Raw genomic sequence first — 16,042 nt, forward strand, 5'->3', positions numbered from 1 at the left:
GACCGGTCTCCCTAGAGATCGAGAACCAGACGTTCCGGATCTTCCAGGCTTTCCTTGACGCGGACGAGGAAGGTCACGGCTTCCTTGCCGTCGACGATGCGGTGATCGTAGGACAGCGCCAGATACATCATCGGACGGATGACGATCTGACCGCCGACGACGACCGGGCGATCCTGGATCTTGTGCATGCCGAGAATGCCCGACTGCGGCGCATTGAGGATCGGCGAAGACATCAGCGAACCGTAGACGCCACCGTTGGAGATGGTGAACGTGCCGCCCTGCATGTCGGCCATCGACAGCTGGCCGTCACGGGCGGCCTTGCCGAGGCGGCCGATCTCCTTCTCGATGCCGGCGATCGACAGCTGGTCGGCGTCGCGGACGATCGGCACGACAAGACCCTTGTCGGTGCCGACGGCAACGCCGATGTGGCAGTAGTTCTTGTAGATGATGTCGGTACCGTCGATCTCGGCATTCACCGCCGGCAGTTCCTTCAGGGCATGCGTCACCGCCTTGGTAAAGAAGCCCATGAAGCCGAGCTTGACGCCGTGCTTCTTCTCGAAAATGTCCTTGTAGCGGTTGCGCAGGTCCATGACCGCGCTCATGTCCACCTCGTTGTAGGTGGTCAGCATGGCGGCGGTGTTCTGGGCGTCCTTGAGGCGCTTTGCGATCGTCTGGCGCAGGCGGGTCATCTTGACGCGCTCTTCACGCGGCGCGTCTTCGACCGCCGACGGCGCGCGGGCGGCAACCTTGACCGGCTCGGCCGCCTGGGCCGTGGTGGCCGGGCCCTTGGCGATGGCGGCGATGACATCGCCCTTCAGCACCTGGCCGCGCTTGCCGGAGCCGTCGACATCGCCGGCAGCGATATTGTTCTCGGCCAGAAGCTTGGCGGCGGCCGGAGCCGGCGGCATGGCGGCAGCGGCAGCAGCCGGAGCGGCAACCGGGATGGCGGCAGCAACGGCCGGTTCAGCCTTGGCCGCAGCGGCAACGGCAGCACCGGCACCACCTGCGGCGATCTGGCCGAGCAGTGCGCCGAGACCGACCGTTTCACCCGCCTGGGCAACGATTTCGGCCAGCGTGCCGGCAGCCGGCGACGGAACTTCGATGGTGACCTTGTCGGTTTCCAGCTCGAGCAGCGGCTCGTCGGCCTTGACGACATCTCCGACTTTCTTGAACCAGGTGCCGACAGTTGCCTCGCTGACGGATTCGCCGAGGGTTGGGACGCGGATTTCAGTAGCCATTGTTCAAATCCTGATGGGTGACTTGTTCTTGTTGAGCGGCGAAGGCGAGCGGGAGAACGGGGCGGCCGCCCCGATGCGTCCTCAGCCGCCGAGCGCGTCTTCGAGGAAGGCGGCAAGCTGCGACAGATGTTTCGACATCAGGCCGGTTGCCGGTGAAGCGGCGGCCGGACGGCCAGTGTAGCGAACACGCTGGTACTTGGCATCGATATGCGCCAGCACCCATTCCAGGTACGGATCGATGAACGACCAGCCACCCATGTTCTTCGGCTCTTCCTGGCACCAGACCATTTCGGCGTTCTTGAAACGCGAAAGTTCGTTGATGAGCGCCTTGGCCGGGAACGGATAGAGCTGTTCGATACGCAGGAGGTAGACGTCGTCGATGCCGCGCTTTTCGCGCTCTTCCAGGAGGTCGTAATAGACCTTGCCCGAACACATGACGACGCGGCGGATCTTGGCATCCTTCTGCAGCTTGATCGGGCCGTCCTTGATCACTTCTGCGTCGTCCCACAGCAGGCGGTGGAACGAGGATTCGCCAGCCATCTCGGCAAGGCTCGACACGGCGCGCTTGTGGCGCAGCAGAGACTTCGGCGTCATGATGATCAGCGGCTTGCGGAAGTCGCGCTTCATCTGCCGGCGCAGGATGTGGAAATAGTTCGCCGGCGTCGTGACGTTGGCGACCTGCATGTTGTCTTCGGCGCACATCTGCAGCCAGCGCTCCAGGCGAGCCGACGAGTGCTCCGGACCCTGGCCTTCATAGCCGTGCGGCAGCAGGCAGACGAGGCCGGACATGCGCAGCCACTTGCGTTCGCCAGACGAGATGAACTGGTCGAAGACCACCTGCGCACCGTTGGCGAAGTCGCCGAACTGGGCTTCCCAGAGCGTCAGCGCGCCCGGACGGGCCAGCGAGTAGCCGTATTCGAAGCCGAGAACCGCCTCTTCCGACAGCATCGAGTTGATCGCCTCGTAACGTCCCTGGGTCGGGGAGAGGTTGGCGAGCGGGATGTAGCGTTCTTCTGTTTCCTGATCGTAGAGCACCGAGTGGCGTTGCGAGAAGGTGCCGCGCTCGACGTCCTGGCCGGACAGGCGGATCTTCGTGCCTTCGACGCAAAGCGAACCGAGCGCCAGCGCCTCGGCCATCGCCCAGTCGATGCCTTCGCCCGTCTGGATCATGTTGGCGCGGTTTTCCATGAAGCGCTGGATGGTGCGATGCGCCTGGAAGCCCGCCGGGATCTCGGAGATCTTGCGGCCGATATCCTTCAGCGTCTTCATCGGCACAGCGGTCTTGCCGCGGCGCTGCTCGTCGGCATTGTCGGCCGTGCGCAGGCCCGACCAGAGGCCGTCGAGCCAGTCGGCCTTGTTCGGCTTGTAGGACTGGCCAGCCTCGAATTCCTGCTCCAGATGGGCGCGCCAGTCGGCCTTCATCTTTTCGAATTCGCCTTCGCTGATCAGCCCTTCGGCGATCAGCCGCTCGCCGTAGAGCTGCACGACCGTCTTGTGAGCGCGGATCACCTTGTACATCTTCGGCTGCGTGAAGGACGGCTCGTCGCCTTCGTTGTGGCCGAAGCGGCGATAGCAGAACATGTCGACGACGACAGGCTTGTGGAACTTCATGCGGAATTCGGTGGCAACCTTGGCGGCATAGACCACCGCTTCCGGATCGTCGCCGTTGACGTGGAAGATCGGCGCCTCGATCATCTTGGCAACGTCGGACGGATAAGGCGACGACCGCGAGAAGGCCGGGTTGGTGGTAAAACCGATCTGGTTGTTGATGATGACGTGCATCGTGCCGGCAACGCGGTGACCGCGCAGGCCGGACAAGCCGAGGATTTCGGCGACGACGCCCTGGCCGGCAAAAGCCGCATCGCCGTGCAGCAGGAGCGGCAGCACCTTCGAGCGCTCCTTGAGCGGAATGATGTCGCCTTCGAACACCTTGGCGCGCTGGTCCTGCTTGGCGCGGGCCTTGCCCATCACCACCGGATTGACGATTTCGAGGTGCGAGGGGTTGGCCGTCAGTGACAGGTGCACCTTGTTGCCGTCGAACTCGCGGTCGGAGGAGGCGCCGAGGTGATACTTGACGTCACCGGACCCTTCGACGTCATCAGGCTTGAAGGATCCGCCCTTGAACTCGTGGAACACGGCGCGGTGCGGCTTGCCCATGACGTTGGTCAAGACGTTGAGGCGGCCGCGATGGGCCATGCCGAGCACGACTTCTTCCAGGCCATCCTGGCCACCGCGCTTGAGGATCTGCTCCAGCGCCGGGATCAGCGCTTCGCCGCCGTCGAGGCCGAAGCGCTTGGTGCCCTTGTACTTGACGTCGATGAACTGCTCGAAACCTTCAGCCTCGATCAGCTTGGAAAGGATGGCCTTCTTGCCTTCGGGGGTGAAGGCGACACCCTTGTCCGGACCCTCGATGCGCTCCTGGATCCAGGACTTCTCTTCCGGGTTGGAGATATGCATGAATTCGACACCGAGCGTGGAACAATAGGTCCGTTCCAGGATGTCGAGCATCTCGCGAATGGTCGCGTATTCGAGGCCAAGCACGTTGTCGATGAAGATCTTGCGGTCGTAGTCGGCTTCGGTGAAACCGTAGGCGGACGGCGACAATTCATTATAGTCGTCGACCGGTGCGGCAAGGCCGAGCGGATCGAGTTGCGCATGCAGGTGGCCGCGCATGCGGAAGGCGCGGATCATCATGATGGCGCGGACGCTGTCGCGCGTCGCCTGGTGCACCTCGGCATCGCTGGCCGGCTTGCCAGCGGCCTCGGCCTTGGCTTTCACCTTGGTCTCGATCGCCTTTTCGATGATGCCCCAGTTGCCGTCGAGCGCCGAGACCAGATCGCCGGAGGCGGCGATCGGCCAGTTCTTGCGCTGCCAGGAGGCACCCTTGGCCGCCTTCGTCGCGTCGGACGGATTGTCGTCCAGCGCCTTGAAGAAAGAGCGCCACTGCTCGTCGACCGACGAGGGATCTTCCTCGTAGCGCGCATACAACTGCTCGATATAGGCAGCGTTGGCGCCGTCGAGAAACGACGTGATCTGGAACTGCTCGTTCGCTTCTTGTCTTGCCATGGTGTTTTGCGGACGCTTCCGCCCGCCTCCCGACTTAAATGAATGTGCCGGTCATAAAACCGGCTGCCGCATTTCCACCTGCCGCCTGTCCGCGGCACATCCGCCATGCTTGAGAACCGGGCGGGCGCGGATGCGACGATCCGCCCGGTCCTTATGTCGGTTCAGCCCTTCAGGACTTCAACCAGTGTCTTGCCGAGGCGTGCCGGCGACGGCGAAACCTTGATGCCGGCCGCTTCCATGGCAGCGATCTTCGATTCCGCATCGCCCTTGCCGCCGGAAACGACAGCGCCGGCGTGGCCCATGGTACGACCCTTCGGCGCCGTACGGCCGGCGATAAAGCCGGCCATCGGCTTCTTGCGACCCTTCTTGGCTTCGTCGATCAGGAACTGGGCTGCATCTTCTTCCGCCGAACCACCGATTTCACCGATCATGATGATCGAGGTCGTGGCATCGTCGGCAAGGAACATCTCGAGCACGTCGATGAACTCGGTGCCCTTGACCGGGTCGCCGCCGATGCCGACAGCCGTGGTCTGGCCGAGGCCTTCGTTCGAGGTCTGGAACACCGCTTCATAGGTCAGCGTGCCGGAGCGCGAGACGATGCCGACCGAACCCTTGCGGAAGATCGAGCCTGGCATGATGCCGATCTTGCATTCTTCCGGCGTCAGGATGCCTGGGCAGTTGGGGCCGAGCAGGCGCGACTTCGACTTGTCGAGCCTGGCCTTGACCCGCACCATGTCCATGACCGGGATGCCTTCGGTGATGCAGGTGATGAACGGGATCTCGGCGTCGATCGCCTCGATGATCGCATCGGCCGCACCGGCCGGCGGAACGTAGATCACCGACGCATCGGCGCCGGTCTTTTCGCGGCCTTCGGCAACGGTTGCGAAGATCGGCAGGGTTTCACCCTTCGAGCCGGTCCAGCTTTCGCCACCCTTCTTCGGATGGATGCCGCCAACCATCTGCGTGCCGTAATAGGCAAGCGCCTGCTCGGTATGGAACGTACCGGTCTTGCCGGTCAGGCCCTGAACCAGGACCTTGGTATTCTTGTTGACGAGAATCGACATGGGTAAAGGTCCTTCAGATTAGCCGTTGATCGCCGCGACGATCTTCTTGGCAGCGTCGTCCAAGTCGTCAGCCGCCGTGATCGCGAGACCGGACTCGTTGAGGATCTTCTTGCCGAGTTCGACATTGGTGCCTTCGAGGCGCACGACGAGCGGCACTTTGAGGCCGACTTCCTGAACCGCGGCGACAACGCCTTCGGCGATGACGTCGCACTTCATGATGCCGCCGAAGATGTTGACGAGGATGCCCTCGACCTTCGGGTCCGCCGTGATGATCTTGAAGGCTGCTGCCACCTTCTCCTTGCCGGCACCGCCGCCGACGTCGCAGAAGTTGGCCGGTTCCTTGCCGTACAGCTTGATGATGTCCATGGTCGCCATGGCAAGGCCGGCGCCGTTGACCATGCAGCCGATGTTGCCGTCGAGGGCGACATAGGCGAGATCCCACTTGGAGGCTTCGATTTCCTTGGCGTCTTCTTCGGTCTCGTCGCGCAGCGCACGGATATCGTCGTGGCGGAACAGGGCGTTGCCGTCGAACGACACCTTGGCGTCGAGCACACGCAGGTGGCCGTTGGTCATGACGATCAGCGGGTTGATTTCGAGAAGGGCCATGTCCTTCTCGTTGAACGCCTTGTAAAGGATCGGGAACAGCGACTTGGCGTCCTCGACCGCAGCGCCGTCCAGCGCCAAAGCCTTGGAAATCGCCGCGACGTCGGCGTCGGTGACGCCGGCTTCAGGGTCGATGGCGATAGTGTGGATTTTCTCCGGCGTGTCATGCGCGACAGCCTCGATGTCCATGCCACCTTCGGTCGAGACGACGAAGGCGACGCGGCCGACGGAGCGATCCACCAGCAGCGAACAATAGAGCTCGCGAGCGATATCGGCACCGTCCTCGATGTAGAGGCGGTTGACCTGCTTGCCCGCCTCACCCGTCTGGGCGGTCACCAGCGTGTTGCCGAGCATGTCCTTGACGTTGGCGACAACCTCGTCGATCGACTTGGCCAGACGGACGCCGCCCTTGGCCTCGGGGCCGAGTTCCTTAAACTTGCCCTTGCCGCGGCCGCCGGCATGGATCTGGCTCTTCACCACATAGAGCGGACCCGGCAGCGACTTGGCGGCAGCTTCCGCCTCTTCGGCGGAAAAGATCGGCACGCCCGCGGCGACCGGCGCGCCATAGCTCTTCAAGAGAGCCTTGGCCTGATATTCATGAATGTTCATGCGGATAATCCCTGATTGACGGCCGAAGCGCTTACTTCAGCGCCGGAGCGATGGTGATGCAGGCTTCGCAAAGACCGGCAACAGCGGAAACCGACTTCTGGAACGCTTCTTCTTCGGCCTTGTTGAATTCGACCTCGATGATGCGCTCGACACCGCCTTCACCGATGATGGTGGGCACGCCGACATACATGTCCTTCACGCCGTACTGGCCGGAAAGATAGGCAGCGCAGGGCAGAACGCGCTTCTTGTCCTTGAGGTAGGATTCAGCCATTTCGATGGCCGAGGCAGCCGGGGCGTAGTAGGCCGAACCGGTCTTGAGCAGGCCGACGATCTCGGCGCCGCCGTCACGGGTGCGCTGGATGATCTCTTCAAGGCGCTCCTTGGTGACCCAACCCATCTTGACGAGGTCGGTGAGCGGAATGCCGCCGATGGTCGAATAACGGGCGAGCGGCACCATGGTGTCGCCGTGGCCGCCGAGAACGAAGGCGGTGACGTCCTGGACGGAAACGTTGAATTCCTGGGAAAGGAACAGGCGGAAACGGGCGGAGTCGAGCACGCCGGCCATGCCGACGACCATGTTCTTCGGCAGGCCGGAGAACTTCTGCAGCGCCCAGACCATGGCGTCGAGCGGGTTGGTGATGCAGATCACGAAGGCGTTCGGGGCATATTTCTTGATGCCGGCGCCGACCTGTTCCATGACCTTGAGGTTGATGCCGAGAAGGTCGTCGCGGCTCATGCCCGGCTTGCGGGCGACGCCGGCGGTGACGATGCAGACATCGGCGCCTTCGATGGCGGCGTAGTCGCTGGCGCCGGTGAGATTGGCGTTGAAGCCTTCAACCGGCGACGACTGGGCGATGTCGAGACCCTTGCCCTGCGGAATGCCGTCGGCGATGTCGAACAGGACGATGTCGCCCAGTTCCTTCAGTCCTGCGAGATGGGCCAGCGTACCGCCGATCATGCCAGAACCAATAAGTGCGATCTTTTTGCGCGCCATTGAAGTGCTTCCTTTGCGATCCAAATCCCAAGGCAGGCATGCCGTCACACCGGCCATTGTGGCCAATCGCAATACGCCCAAAGCAAAAAAATGGCAATGCGTTATTTTTAGCCCATAATTTTCAATCGGTTATATTGCAAAATTCTTACGTAAACGTAAGAATTTTTGACACAAAACCGTCAAACTGAATTGTGTTTTTCGCGATGCAGGGCGAGGTAATCGGCGCTGCGCATCTCGAACAGGCGCGAAATCGTGCGGTCGAATTCGAACCCTTCCGTGCCGCGCTTTTCCGTCAGCAGCGTCTCCGGCATCGCATCGGCAGAGGCGAACAGGCGCACGGCATGATCGTAGAGTGTGTCGATCAGGATGATGAAGCGTTTGGTTTCGTTGCGCTTTTCCGGGCCGAGATGCGGGATGTGATCGAGGAAGACGACATCGAAGCGATCGGCGATCGCCAGATAGTCTGAGGCTCCCAGCGGCTTTTCGCAAAGATCGGCAAACGAAAACCGGGCGACACGGCCGGCCGCCTGCGGCACCTTGATCGCCCGGCCCTTCATGTCGATGTCGAGGGGGGCGACCTTGTGGCCGTTGATCGCCGCACTCCAGGCCTTGTCCATCGCCTCGGTGGCCTCGGTATCGACCGGCGCCATGTAGACCGGCAGCCCGTCGAGCTTTTCCATCCGGTAGTCGGTCGGCGAATCGAGCGTGACGACATCGACATGTTTTTTCAGCAGGCCGACGAAGGGCAGAAACAGGCCCCGGTTCAGGCCATCCCGGTAAAGATTGTCCGGCTCGACGTTCGACGTGGCGACCAGCACGCAACCGCGCGAAAAAAGCTCGCCGAACAGGCGCGCCAAAATCATCGCGTCGGCAATGTCCGTCACGGTGAATTCGTCGAAGCAGAGCAGTTCCGCCTCCTCGAACAGCGCTTCGGCAACCGGCGGCACCGGATCTGCCTGTTTGGTCTCACCGTTCTTCAGCTTCTGGCGATGCGCATGGATGCGGTTGTGGACGTCGGCCATGAATTCATGGAAATGCGCCCGGCGCTTGCGGGAGACCGGCGCCATCTCGAAGAACATGTCCATGAGCATGGTCTTGCCGCGGCCGACACTGCCGTGGATGTAGAGGCCATGCACCGGTTCCTCGCGCTTCTTCTTGGCGAAAAGCCAGCCGAGCGCGCTGGACTTCGCCGCCGGCCGCCGCCCCTTGAGCGCTGAAAGAACCTTGTCGAGCCGGGCGGCGACATCCATCTGCGCCTTGTCGGCCTGCAGCGTTCCCGAAGACGTCAAGGATTTCAGCCGTTCGCTGACGCTCAGCGAATAGTCTGGCATGGGCTTCATAAAGGGGGTCCACTCAAGAAAAAAGGCCGGCGAGAGCCGGCCTTGAGACATTATCGGCTGAGGCTGATGGGCTGGCCGGAATTCGTCGTTCCGTCAAAGCGCGTATCCGCTGTCTTGTAGAGGCGGCCGAGCGGATTGCCGCTGCGGTCCTTCAGCATGACCTGCTTGCCGTCGACTTCCCACGAGCCCATGGTCGTCAACTCGCCGGAGCAGCCACGGGTGCCGCCGCGCGAGCCGCTGCCGAGGTTGGTGAGCGTCAGGAACATGTCGCAGGTCACGCCCGAGGTGTTGACCTTCCAGTTGCCGACCATGCCTTCCTTCTTGACGTCGAGCGCGGTCGCCGCCATCGCATCGCTCGTCTGGGCGCTGACATCCGTCGGCAGGGTGGTCGGCTTTTCGGGAAACTGTGACGCGCCTGTCGTCGGATCAGGCAACTGGCTGGTCTGCACGCCCTGCACCGGCTGCGCCTCCAGCGGCGTCACCTGGCGGGTGGGGCTCAAATCGCTATAGGTGGTGCGCTGGCATCCGGCCAGCGAAAGAACCACCGCCAAGCCCACCGCCGCATGTTTCAACTGCATCATGACACTCCTGATCGTCCGCTCGCCCGGGAGGATGGGGCGCAATCAAGGCGGAATTATCGTGAAACACCCTGCATAATCAAGTCTTGCAACGGATGTTTGCCGCAAACCCCTCGATTTAGGGTATTCTATCGCCCGCATCACACACAAAGCGCGTCGCCATCTTTCAGATTCGCTCTCACGCTTTCGCTCTTTGTTTTCCCCTGCCGTTTTCGCAGGCCGCCACATAGTTTTGCGCGATATGTTTTACGTCCGCTCGACCTCCAGCCGATAGAACAGTTCTGCTGCCGCAAAGCGGGCCGCCTCGTCGTCACCATCCGCCTTGAACCGGCTGCCAAGACCGGCATAATCCGCATCCGTTTGCGCAACGAAGTGGCGCAGGCACGACGGCAAGGATACCTCGCCCATTTCCCGCGACGTCTTCTTGAGCGCGATGAGCCGCAGGATCTCGTCGCGCACATTCTGCGGCACGGAGGCGCCTTCAAGGCATTCCAGCATGTTCATCGGCGGCAGGGCGGAAAAATCGCGGTCGCTCATCCATTGCAGCGCCACGGCCGGGCGAACCGCATAAAGAAATCTCTTCAGCTTGACCTCTTTGAGATCCCTCTCCGGCGCATGTTCGCGCAACAGGCCGGCATAATGACGGGCGACCCGCTGCGGCTGCATGATCTCCTCCAGCAGTCTGGAAAGCCGGTCGCGAAAATCCGGCTCCTCTTCGTAGACCAGCGGCGACTTGAGCCATTCGACGATCACCGCATTGCCCTTCAGGGCCAGCAGCAATGCCTTTCGCAAGTCCCAGCCGCCGGTATCGATGTCGCCGACGATCGGGAACTCGATGACATCGCGGCGCGGACGGAATTCGAGATGCTGCCGCACGGGGCGGACATAGACGAAGCGGCAGTCGAAATCGCTGTCAGGCGACGGAAAACCCCATGCCCGGCTGCCGCTTTCCACCGCAAAGCCGATCCGGCATCCTTCGGCGCGGACACTGTCGAGGCGCTGGCGGATTTCGCTTGCGGCTTCTTCCGTCAACCCCTCGAACATGGTGTCAGACCCGGCGTTCGACCATCATCTTCTTGATTTCGGCAATCGCCTTGGCCGGGTTCAGCCCCTTCGGGCAGGCCTGGGCGCAGTTCATGATCGTGTGGCAACGATAAAGCCGGAACGGATCCTCGAGATTGTCGAGACGCTCGCCCTTGGCTTCGTCGCGGCTGTCGATCAGCCAGCGATAGGCCTGCAGCAGCACGGCCGGGCCGAGATAACGGTCGCCGTTCCACCAGTAGCTCGGACAGGAAGTCGAGCAGCAGGCGCAGAGGATGCATTCATAGAGACCGTCGAGCTTGAGGCGATCCTCGTGGCTCTGCTTCCATTCTTTCGCCGGCGCCGGCGAAACCGTCTTCAGCCAGGGCTCGATCGAGCGATGCTGGGCGTAGAAGTTGGTGAGATCGGGAACCAGATCCTTGACGACGGGCATATGCGGCAGCGGATAGACCTTCACCGTACCCTTGATCTCTTCGAGACCCTTGGTGCAGGCGAGCGTATTCGTGCCGTCGATGTTCATGGCACAGGAGCCGCAGATGCCCTCGCGACAGGAACGGCGCAACGTCAGCGTCGGGTCGATCTTGTTCTTGATGTAGAGCAGACCGTCGAGCACCATCGGGCCGCAATCGTCGACGTCGATGTAATAGGTATCGATGCTCGGGTTCTGGCCGTCATCCGGATTCCAGCGGTAGATGCGGAATTCCCTCGTGTGCCGCGCACCCTCGGGCTTCGGCCACACCTTGCCTTCGTTGATCTTCGAATTTTTGGGGAGAGCAAGTTCAACCATGTCAAAATCCTCGGATCAATAGACGCGCGCCTTCGGGGCGATCTTCTTGGGGTCGATGCCTTCGGCGATCAGTTCGGTGTGAACCGGGCGGTAGTCGAGCCTGACGTCGCCGGCCTCATTGACCCAGGCGAGCGTATGCTTGCGCCAGTTCTCGTCGTCGCGTCCGGCAAACGGGCCGCTGGTGTAGTCCTCGCGGGCATGCGAGCCGCGGCTTTCCTTGCGGGCCTCGGCGCCGTAGACCGTGGTGATGGCGTTGGCCATCAGGTTTTCCAGCTCCAGCGTCTCGACCAGGTCGGAGTTCCAGACCAGCGAACGGTCGGTGACCTTGACGTCGGGCAGCTCCTTCCAGATCGCCGAGATGCGCTTGCAGCCGGATTCCAGCGATTCCTGGGTGCGGAACACGGCGGCGTCTTCCTGCATGACGCGCTGCATCTTGTCGCGCAGCACCGCCGTCGGCGTGCCGCCGTTGGCGTAACGCAGGCGGTCGAAGCGCTCCATGATCTTATCGCAGGCAGCCGTGTTGAGCGCCGGCACCGGTTCGGCCTTGTCGATGACCTGGCCGGCGCGGATGGCCGCGGCACGACCGAAGACGACGAGGTCGATCAGCGAGTTGGAGCCGAGACGATTGGCGCCGTGCACCGAAGCGCAGCCGGCTTCGCCGACGGCCATCAGGCCGGGCGCGATGCGTTCCGGATTGTTGCTGTCGGCATTCAGCACTTCACCCCAATAATTGGTCGGCACGCCGCCCATATTGTAATGCACGGTCGGCAGAACCGGGATCGGTTCGCGCGTCACATCGACGCCGGCAAAGATCTTTGCCGATTCCGAGATGCCGGGCAGGCGTTCATGAAGGACGGCCGGGTCGAGATGGTCGAGATGCAGGAAGATGTGGTCCTTGTTCCTGCCGACGCCGCGGCCTTCGCGGATTTCCATGGTCATGCAACGCGAAACGACGTCGCGCGAGGCAAGGTCCTTGGCGGACGGCGCGTAACGCTCCATGAAGCGCTCGCCCTCGGAATTGACGAGGTAGCCGCCTTCACCGCGCGCGCCTTCGGTGATCAGACAGCCGGCACCATAGATGCCGGTCGGATGGAACTGTACGAACTCCATGTCCTGCAGCGGCAGGCCGGCGCGGGCGATCATGCCGCCGCCGTCGCCGGTGCAGGTGTGTGCCGAGGTGGCGGAGAAATAGGCGCGGCCATAACCGCCGGTCGCCAGCACCACCATCTTGGCAGAGAAACGATGGATCGTGCCGTCGTCCAGGCACCAGGCGACGACGCCGGTGCAGCGGCCGTCATCCGACATGATCAGATCGAGGGCGAAATATTCGATGAAGAATTCGGCATTGTTGCGCAACGACTGGCCGTAGAGCGTGTGCAGGATGGCGTGGCCGGTGCGGTCGGCTGCAGCACAGGTGCGCTGCACCGGCGGGCCTTCGCCATAGTTCTGCATGTGGCCGCCGAAGGGGCGCTGGTAGATCTTGCCTTCTTCGTTTCGCGAGAAGGGCACGCCGTAATGCTCGAGTTCATAGACCGCCTTCGGCGCCTCCATGGCGAGATATTGCATGGCGTCGACGTCGCCGAGCCAGTCGGACCCCTTGACGGTGTCGTAGAGGTGCCACTGCCAGCTGTCGGGCGTCATGTTCTGCAGCGAGGCGGCGATACCGCCCTGGGCGGCAACGGTGTGCGAGCGGGTCGGGAAGACCTTGGTGATGCAGGCGGTCTTGAAGCCCTGCTCGGCCATGCCGAGCGTGGCGCGCAGGCCGGCGCCGCCGGCGCCGACGACGATCACGTCATAAGCGTGATCGACATATTTATAAGCCTTGCCATTCTGAGCGAGGGACGGATTGGAAGCCATGATCGGATTACCCTGCAAATGCGATTTTCAGAATGGCGAAAAGACAGAGGCCCGCCACCGCGAAAGCGAAGAAGGTATTCAACATCACCAGGATGATCTTGGTGCCTTCCGAATGAATATAGTCCTCGATGATCACCTGCATGCCGAGCTTCATGTGGATCGTGGCGGAGAGCACCACAAGGCCCATGACGACGGCAACGAAAGGATTGGCAAGCGCGGCGACGACATCCGCATAGGGCGCGCCGGCATGGATCAGCAGGAAGATGACGAAGAAGGTCAGAAGCGGCACGTTGGCAACGGCCGTCAGCCGCTGGCGCCAGAAATGCTCCGTGCCGTCCTTGGCCGAACCAAGGCCGCGAACTTTGCCGAGAGGCGTACGCATATCCATGAGAATGTCCTCTTAGCGAATGAGAAGGCCGATCACCCAGACCAGCACGGTGAGACAGATCGAGACGACGGTCGAGACCTTGACGAGCTTGGTGGTGAAGTGTTTTTCGAAACCATAGCCCAGATCCCACATGAAGTGGCGCAGGCCGCCGAGCATGTGGTGGATGAGCGCCCAGGTGTAACCGAACAGGATCAGCCGGCCGATGATGGTGCCCATGAACCAGTTGGCCCATTCGAAATAGGCTTCGCCCGAAGCCGCCGCCACCAGCCACCAGACGACCAGAAGCGTGCCGAAGTAGAGCGCGCCGCCGGTAATGCGGTGCACAATCGACATGAGCATGGTGGGGATCAGCTTGTAAACTTGCAGATGCGGCGACAGGGGCCGGTTGTTTGTCACGTTCGCCATCTAAACCTCGCGGCGTTACGGGTGCGCTCCGATTTTTCGGGCTTCATTGCCTGGGGACAACGCACGGTGCGGAATTTTCATGTGCGTTGCATCAAAAGCGACGTTTAATCACCGATGGGCGGTACGACAAGCGGAATTGATGCAGGTTTAAAATTTAATCGATTGGGTTTGAAACTCCCTTAATACCAAGGTCTAAAAGCACGCTTGCACCTGCCATCGGGTGAAAAAATCCATCGCAGCCGTGACATATGCCAAAAAATGCGGCAAATTGGCTTTAACCTTTTGTTAACGTGTCATCGGAGGTCCGGGCATGGTTTTGCGTCGCTCGCTGGTAACGCCGCTGCTTTCCGCCGTTTTTGTTGGTCTGCTCGCCCTACCGGTTTCGGCCGGGGACCGTCACCACAGGCATCACGCCGACCGATCCTCCGGCATCGTGCATTCCGGCCTTCCGTCGATCATCCCCGGACTGGGCACCTATGCCGGCGCGATCTCGGGACGGAAGGTCCGCGGCAACGGCATCTATTTTTCCTATGACGGTTATCTCAGCCGAAACGGCGCGGCCGGATACCGGCGGCCGGCGGCAAAGATCATCGATGTCTCGGCAAAAAAGAGCGCCTGCTCCTACGAAGCCGGCGTCTGCGTCGTCCGGCCCTGATCAATCCGCGGCAAACCGCCAGACGGTGGTCTTCTTGACGTCGCTGTCCTCCAGCACCCGCGTCACCGGCACCTGATAGGTGGCGCAGGCCGTCAGCTGCTGTTTCGGCAAATAGGCGCGGCCGGGATCGCCGACCAGCACCACCTTGCCCTGCCGGCACAAGCCTTCGAACCAGGGCACGAGCGCCCTGGCAAAATCGCTGTCGTAAAAGACGTCACCGGCCAGCACCACGTCGGCATCGACCGGACGTCCGACCAGATCCTCCCCGAAAAAACCGATCTCGACGCCGTTGGCGGCGGCATTCAGGGCAATCGCCGTACGGGTCCAGGGATCGATATCGGCCGCAAGCACGTCGGCCGCACCTGCCATCTTCGCCGCAATCGCCACCAGTCCCGAACCGCTGGCGAAATCCAGCACGTTTTTGCCCCGCACGATCTCGGGATGATCGAGGATATAGCGGGCAAGTCCTTGCCCGCCGGCCCAGGCAAACGCCCAGAAGGGCGGCGGCAGGCCGATATCCTGAAGCTCCTCCTCGGTCTTCAGCCAGAGATCGTGCACCTCGCTTGCCAGGTGCAGGCGGATTTCCGGCACATGCGGCGGCGCGATCAGGCTGGTATTGCCGAGGATGAAGGTTTCGGGATCGGTCTTCACGGCCGGCCTTCAGAGCGGCGGATTGTCGAGACCGCCGAGACGGCAGATCTCCAGATATTCCTCGTCGGTCACCGGCTGGACGGATAGCCGCATCGAGGTGACGAGCGACATCTTCTCGAAGGCCGGATTGGCCTTGATATCCTTGAGCGATACCGGCTTCGGCATGTCGCAGACGGCGCGGATATCGACACAATCCCACTTCGGGTCGCCCTTGGCGGTGGAATCCGGATGGCTCAGCGCGCAGACCTCGACGATGCCGACGATCTCCAGCCCTTCGTTCGAATGGTAGAAGAACCCCTTCTCGCCGATCTGCATCGCCCGCATGTTGTTGCGGGCGAGGTAGTTGCGGACGCCGGTCCATTCCGTGCCTTTTTCACCGGCGGCCTTCTGCTGTTCCCAGGACCAGCTCGACGGCTCGGATTTGTAAAGCCAGTGCGCCATGACGCCTTATGCCTCCGGATTGTTGAAGACCCAGTTGTAGGGCTTCACCTCGACCGTCTCGAACAGGCCGGCCTTGGTATAGGGATCGGCATCGGCAATCGCCTGCGCGGCTTCGATGCTGTCGGCCTTGACGATCACCAGGCTGCCGCACGGCTTGCCGTCGGCATCGAGGAAGGGACCGGCGATCTTCAGCGTGCCCTCGGCATTGAGCTTGTTGAGGTGCTCGACATGCGCCGGGCGGGTTTCCATCCGGACGTTCAGGTGGCCGGGCTTGTCGGTGCAGATAAAGGCAAAAAGCATGGGTTTCTCCTGATTGAAGTGGGTG

At 62.0% G+C, this 16,042-nt stretch carries 16 protein-coding genes; 1 reads left to right on the forward strand and 15 read right to left on the reverse strand.

Annotated elements, in window-relative coordinates; translation table 11 throughout:
- Nucleotides 1–11: 11 nt before the first annotated feature.
- From odhB to sdhC, 12 genes are all read right to left on the reverse strand, one after another.
- The gene (gene odhB / locus DEM27_RS16820) at nt 12–1,238 is read right to left on the reverse strand and encodes a 2-oxoglutarate dehydrogenase complex dihydrolipoyllysine-residue succinyltransferase (protein ID WP_109459404.1); all 1,227 of its coding nucleotides are present in this window, start codon (nt 1,236–1,238) and stop codon (nt 12–14) included.
- Nucleotides 1,239–1,319: 81 nt separating this feature from the next.
- Nucleotides 1,320–4,304: a 2-oxoglutarate dehydrogenase E1 component gene (locus DEM27_RS16825; RefSeq protein WP_109459405.1), complete on the reverse strand. Its 2,985-nt coding sequence runs from the start codon at nt 4,302–4,304 to the stop codon at nt 1,320–1,322.
- Between the two features lie 161 nt (nt 4,305–4,465).
- A complete protein-coding gene (gene sucD, locus DEM27_RS16830) occupies nt 4,466–5,368 on the reverse strand; it encodes a succinate--CoA ligase subunit alpha (RefSeq protein WP_109459406.1) in 903 nt (300 codons plus the stop codon).
- An 18-nt stretch (nt 5,369–5,386) separates the two neighbouring features.
- Nucleotides 5,387–6,580, reverse strand: coding sequence for an ADP-forming succinate--CoA ligase subunit beta (sucC, locus tag DEM27_RS16835; protein ID WP_109459407.1), 1,194 nt, complete (start codon nt 6,578–6,580; stop codon nt 5,387–5,389).
- Between the two features lie 31 nt (nt 6,581–6,611).
- Complete coding sequence (gene mdh / locus DEM27_RS16840; RefSeq protein ID WP_109459408.1) at nt 6,612–7,574, reverse strand: malate dehydrogenase; 963 nt, start codon at nt 7,572–7,574, stop codon at nt 6,612–6,614.
- Between the two features lie 179 nt (nt 7,575–7,753).
- A complete protein-coding gene (gene zapE, locus DEM27_RS16845; protein WP_109459409.1) occupies nt 7,754–8,914 on the reverse strand; it encodes a cell division protein ZapE in 1,161 nt (386 codons plus the stop codon).
- A 50-nt stretch (nt 8,915–8,964) separates the two neighbouring features.
- Complete coding sequence (locus tag DEM27_RS16850) at nt 8,965–9,492, reverse strand: protease inhibitor Inh/omp19 family protein (protein WP_109459559.1); 528 nt, start codon at nt 9,490–9,492, stop codon at nt 8,965–8,967.
- Between the two features lie 246 nt (nt 9,493–9,738).
- Nucleotides 9,739–10,536: a nucleotidyltransferase domain-containing protein gene (locus tag DEM27_RS16855; RefSeq protein ID WP_109459410.1), complete on the reverse strand. Its 798-nt coding sequence runs from the start codon at nt 10,534–10,536 to the stop codon at nt 9,739–9,741.
- Between the two features lie 4 nt (nt 10,537–10,540).
- Nucleotides 10,541–11,320, reverse strand: a complete 780-nt coding sequence (locus tag DEM27_RS16860; protein WP_109459411.1) for a succinate dehydrogenase iron-sulfur subunit — start codon at nt 11,318–11,320, stop codon at nt 10,541–10,543.
- Between the two features lie 15 nt (nt 11,321–11,335).
- Nucleotides 11,336–13,177, reverse strand: coding sequence for a succinate dehydrogenase flavoprotein subunit (gene sdhA / locus DEM27_RS16865; RefSeq protein WP_109459412.1), 1,842 nt, complete (start codon nt 13,175–13,177; stop codon nt 11,336–11,338).
- A gap of 7 nt (nt 13,178–13,184) precedes the next feature.
- The gene (sdhD, locus tag DEM27_RS16870) at nt 13,185–13,565 is read right to left on the reverse strand and encodes a succinate dehydrogenase, hydrophobic membrane anchor protein (RefSeq protein ID WP_109459413.1); all 381 of its coding nucleotides are present in this window, start codon (nt 13,563–13,565) and stop codon (nt 13,185–13,187) included.
- A gap of 12 nt (nt 13,566–13,577) precedes the next feature.
- Nucleotides 13,578–13,970, reverse strand: a complete 393-nt coding sequence (gene sdhC / locus DEM27_RS16875; RefSeq protein WP_109459414.1) for a succinate dehydrogenase, cytochrome b556 subunit — start codon at nt 13,968–13,970, stop codon at nt 13,578–13,580.
- Nucleotides 13,971–14,280: 310 nt separating this feature from the next.
- Between sdhC and DEM27_RS16880 the strand changes: the two genes are divergently transcribed.
- Nucleotides 14,281–14,625: a hypothetical protein gene (locus DEM27_RS16880; protein WP_109459415.1), complete on the forward strand. Its 345-nt coding sequence runs from the start codon at nt 14,281–14,283 to the stop codon at nt 14,623–14,625.
- Here the strand turns inward: DEM27_RS16880 and DEM27_RS16885 are convergent, their stop codons facing one another.
- From DEM27_RS16885 to DEM27_RS16895, 3 genes are read right to left on the reverse strand one after another with little or no spacing between them, the layout of a single operon-like run.
- Nucleotides 14,626–15,276, reverse strand: a complete 651-nt coding sequence (locus DEM27_RS16885) for a class I SAM-dependent methyltransferase (RefSeq protein WP_109459416.1) — start codon at nt 15,274–15,276, stop codon at nt 14,626–14,628.
- A gap of 9 nt (nt 15,277–15,285) precedes the next feature.
- A complete protein-coding gene (locus DEM27_RS16890; RefSeq protein WP_109459417.1) occupies nt 15,286–15,717 on the reverse strand; it encodes an EVE domain-containing protein in 432 nt (143 codons plus the stop codon).
- A 6-nt stretch (nt 15,718–15,723) separates the two neighbouring features.
- Entirely contained in the window at nt 15,724–16,017 is a 294-nt protein-coding gene (locus tag DEM27_RS16895; RefSeq protein ID WP_109459418.1) for a YciI-like protein, read from the reverse strand.
- Between the last annotated feature and the right edge of the window lie 25 nt (nt 16,018–16,042).

This window comes from Rhizobium album (genome assembly GCF_003122325.1).
Taxonomy (GTDB): Bacteria; Pseudomonadota; Alphaproteobacteria; order Rhizobiales; family Rhizobiaceae; genus Metarhizobium; species Metarhizobium album.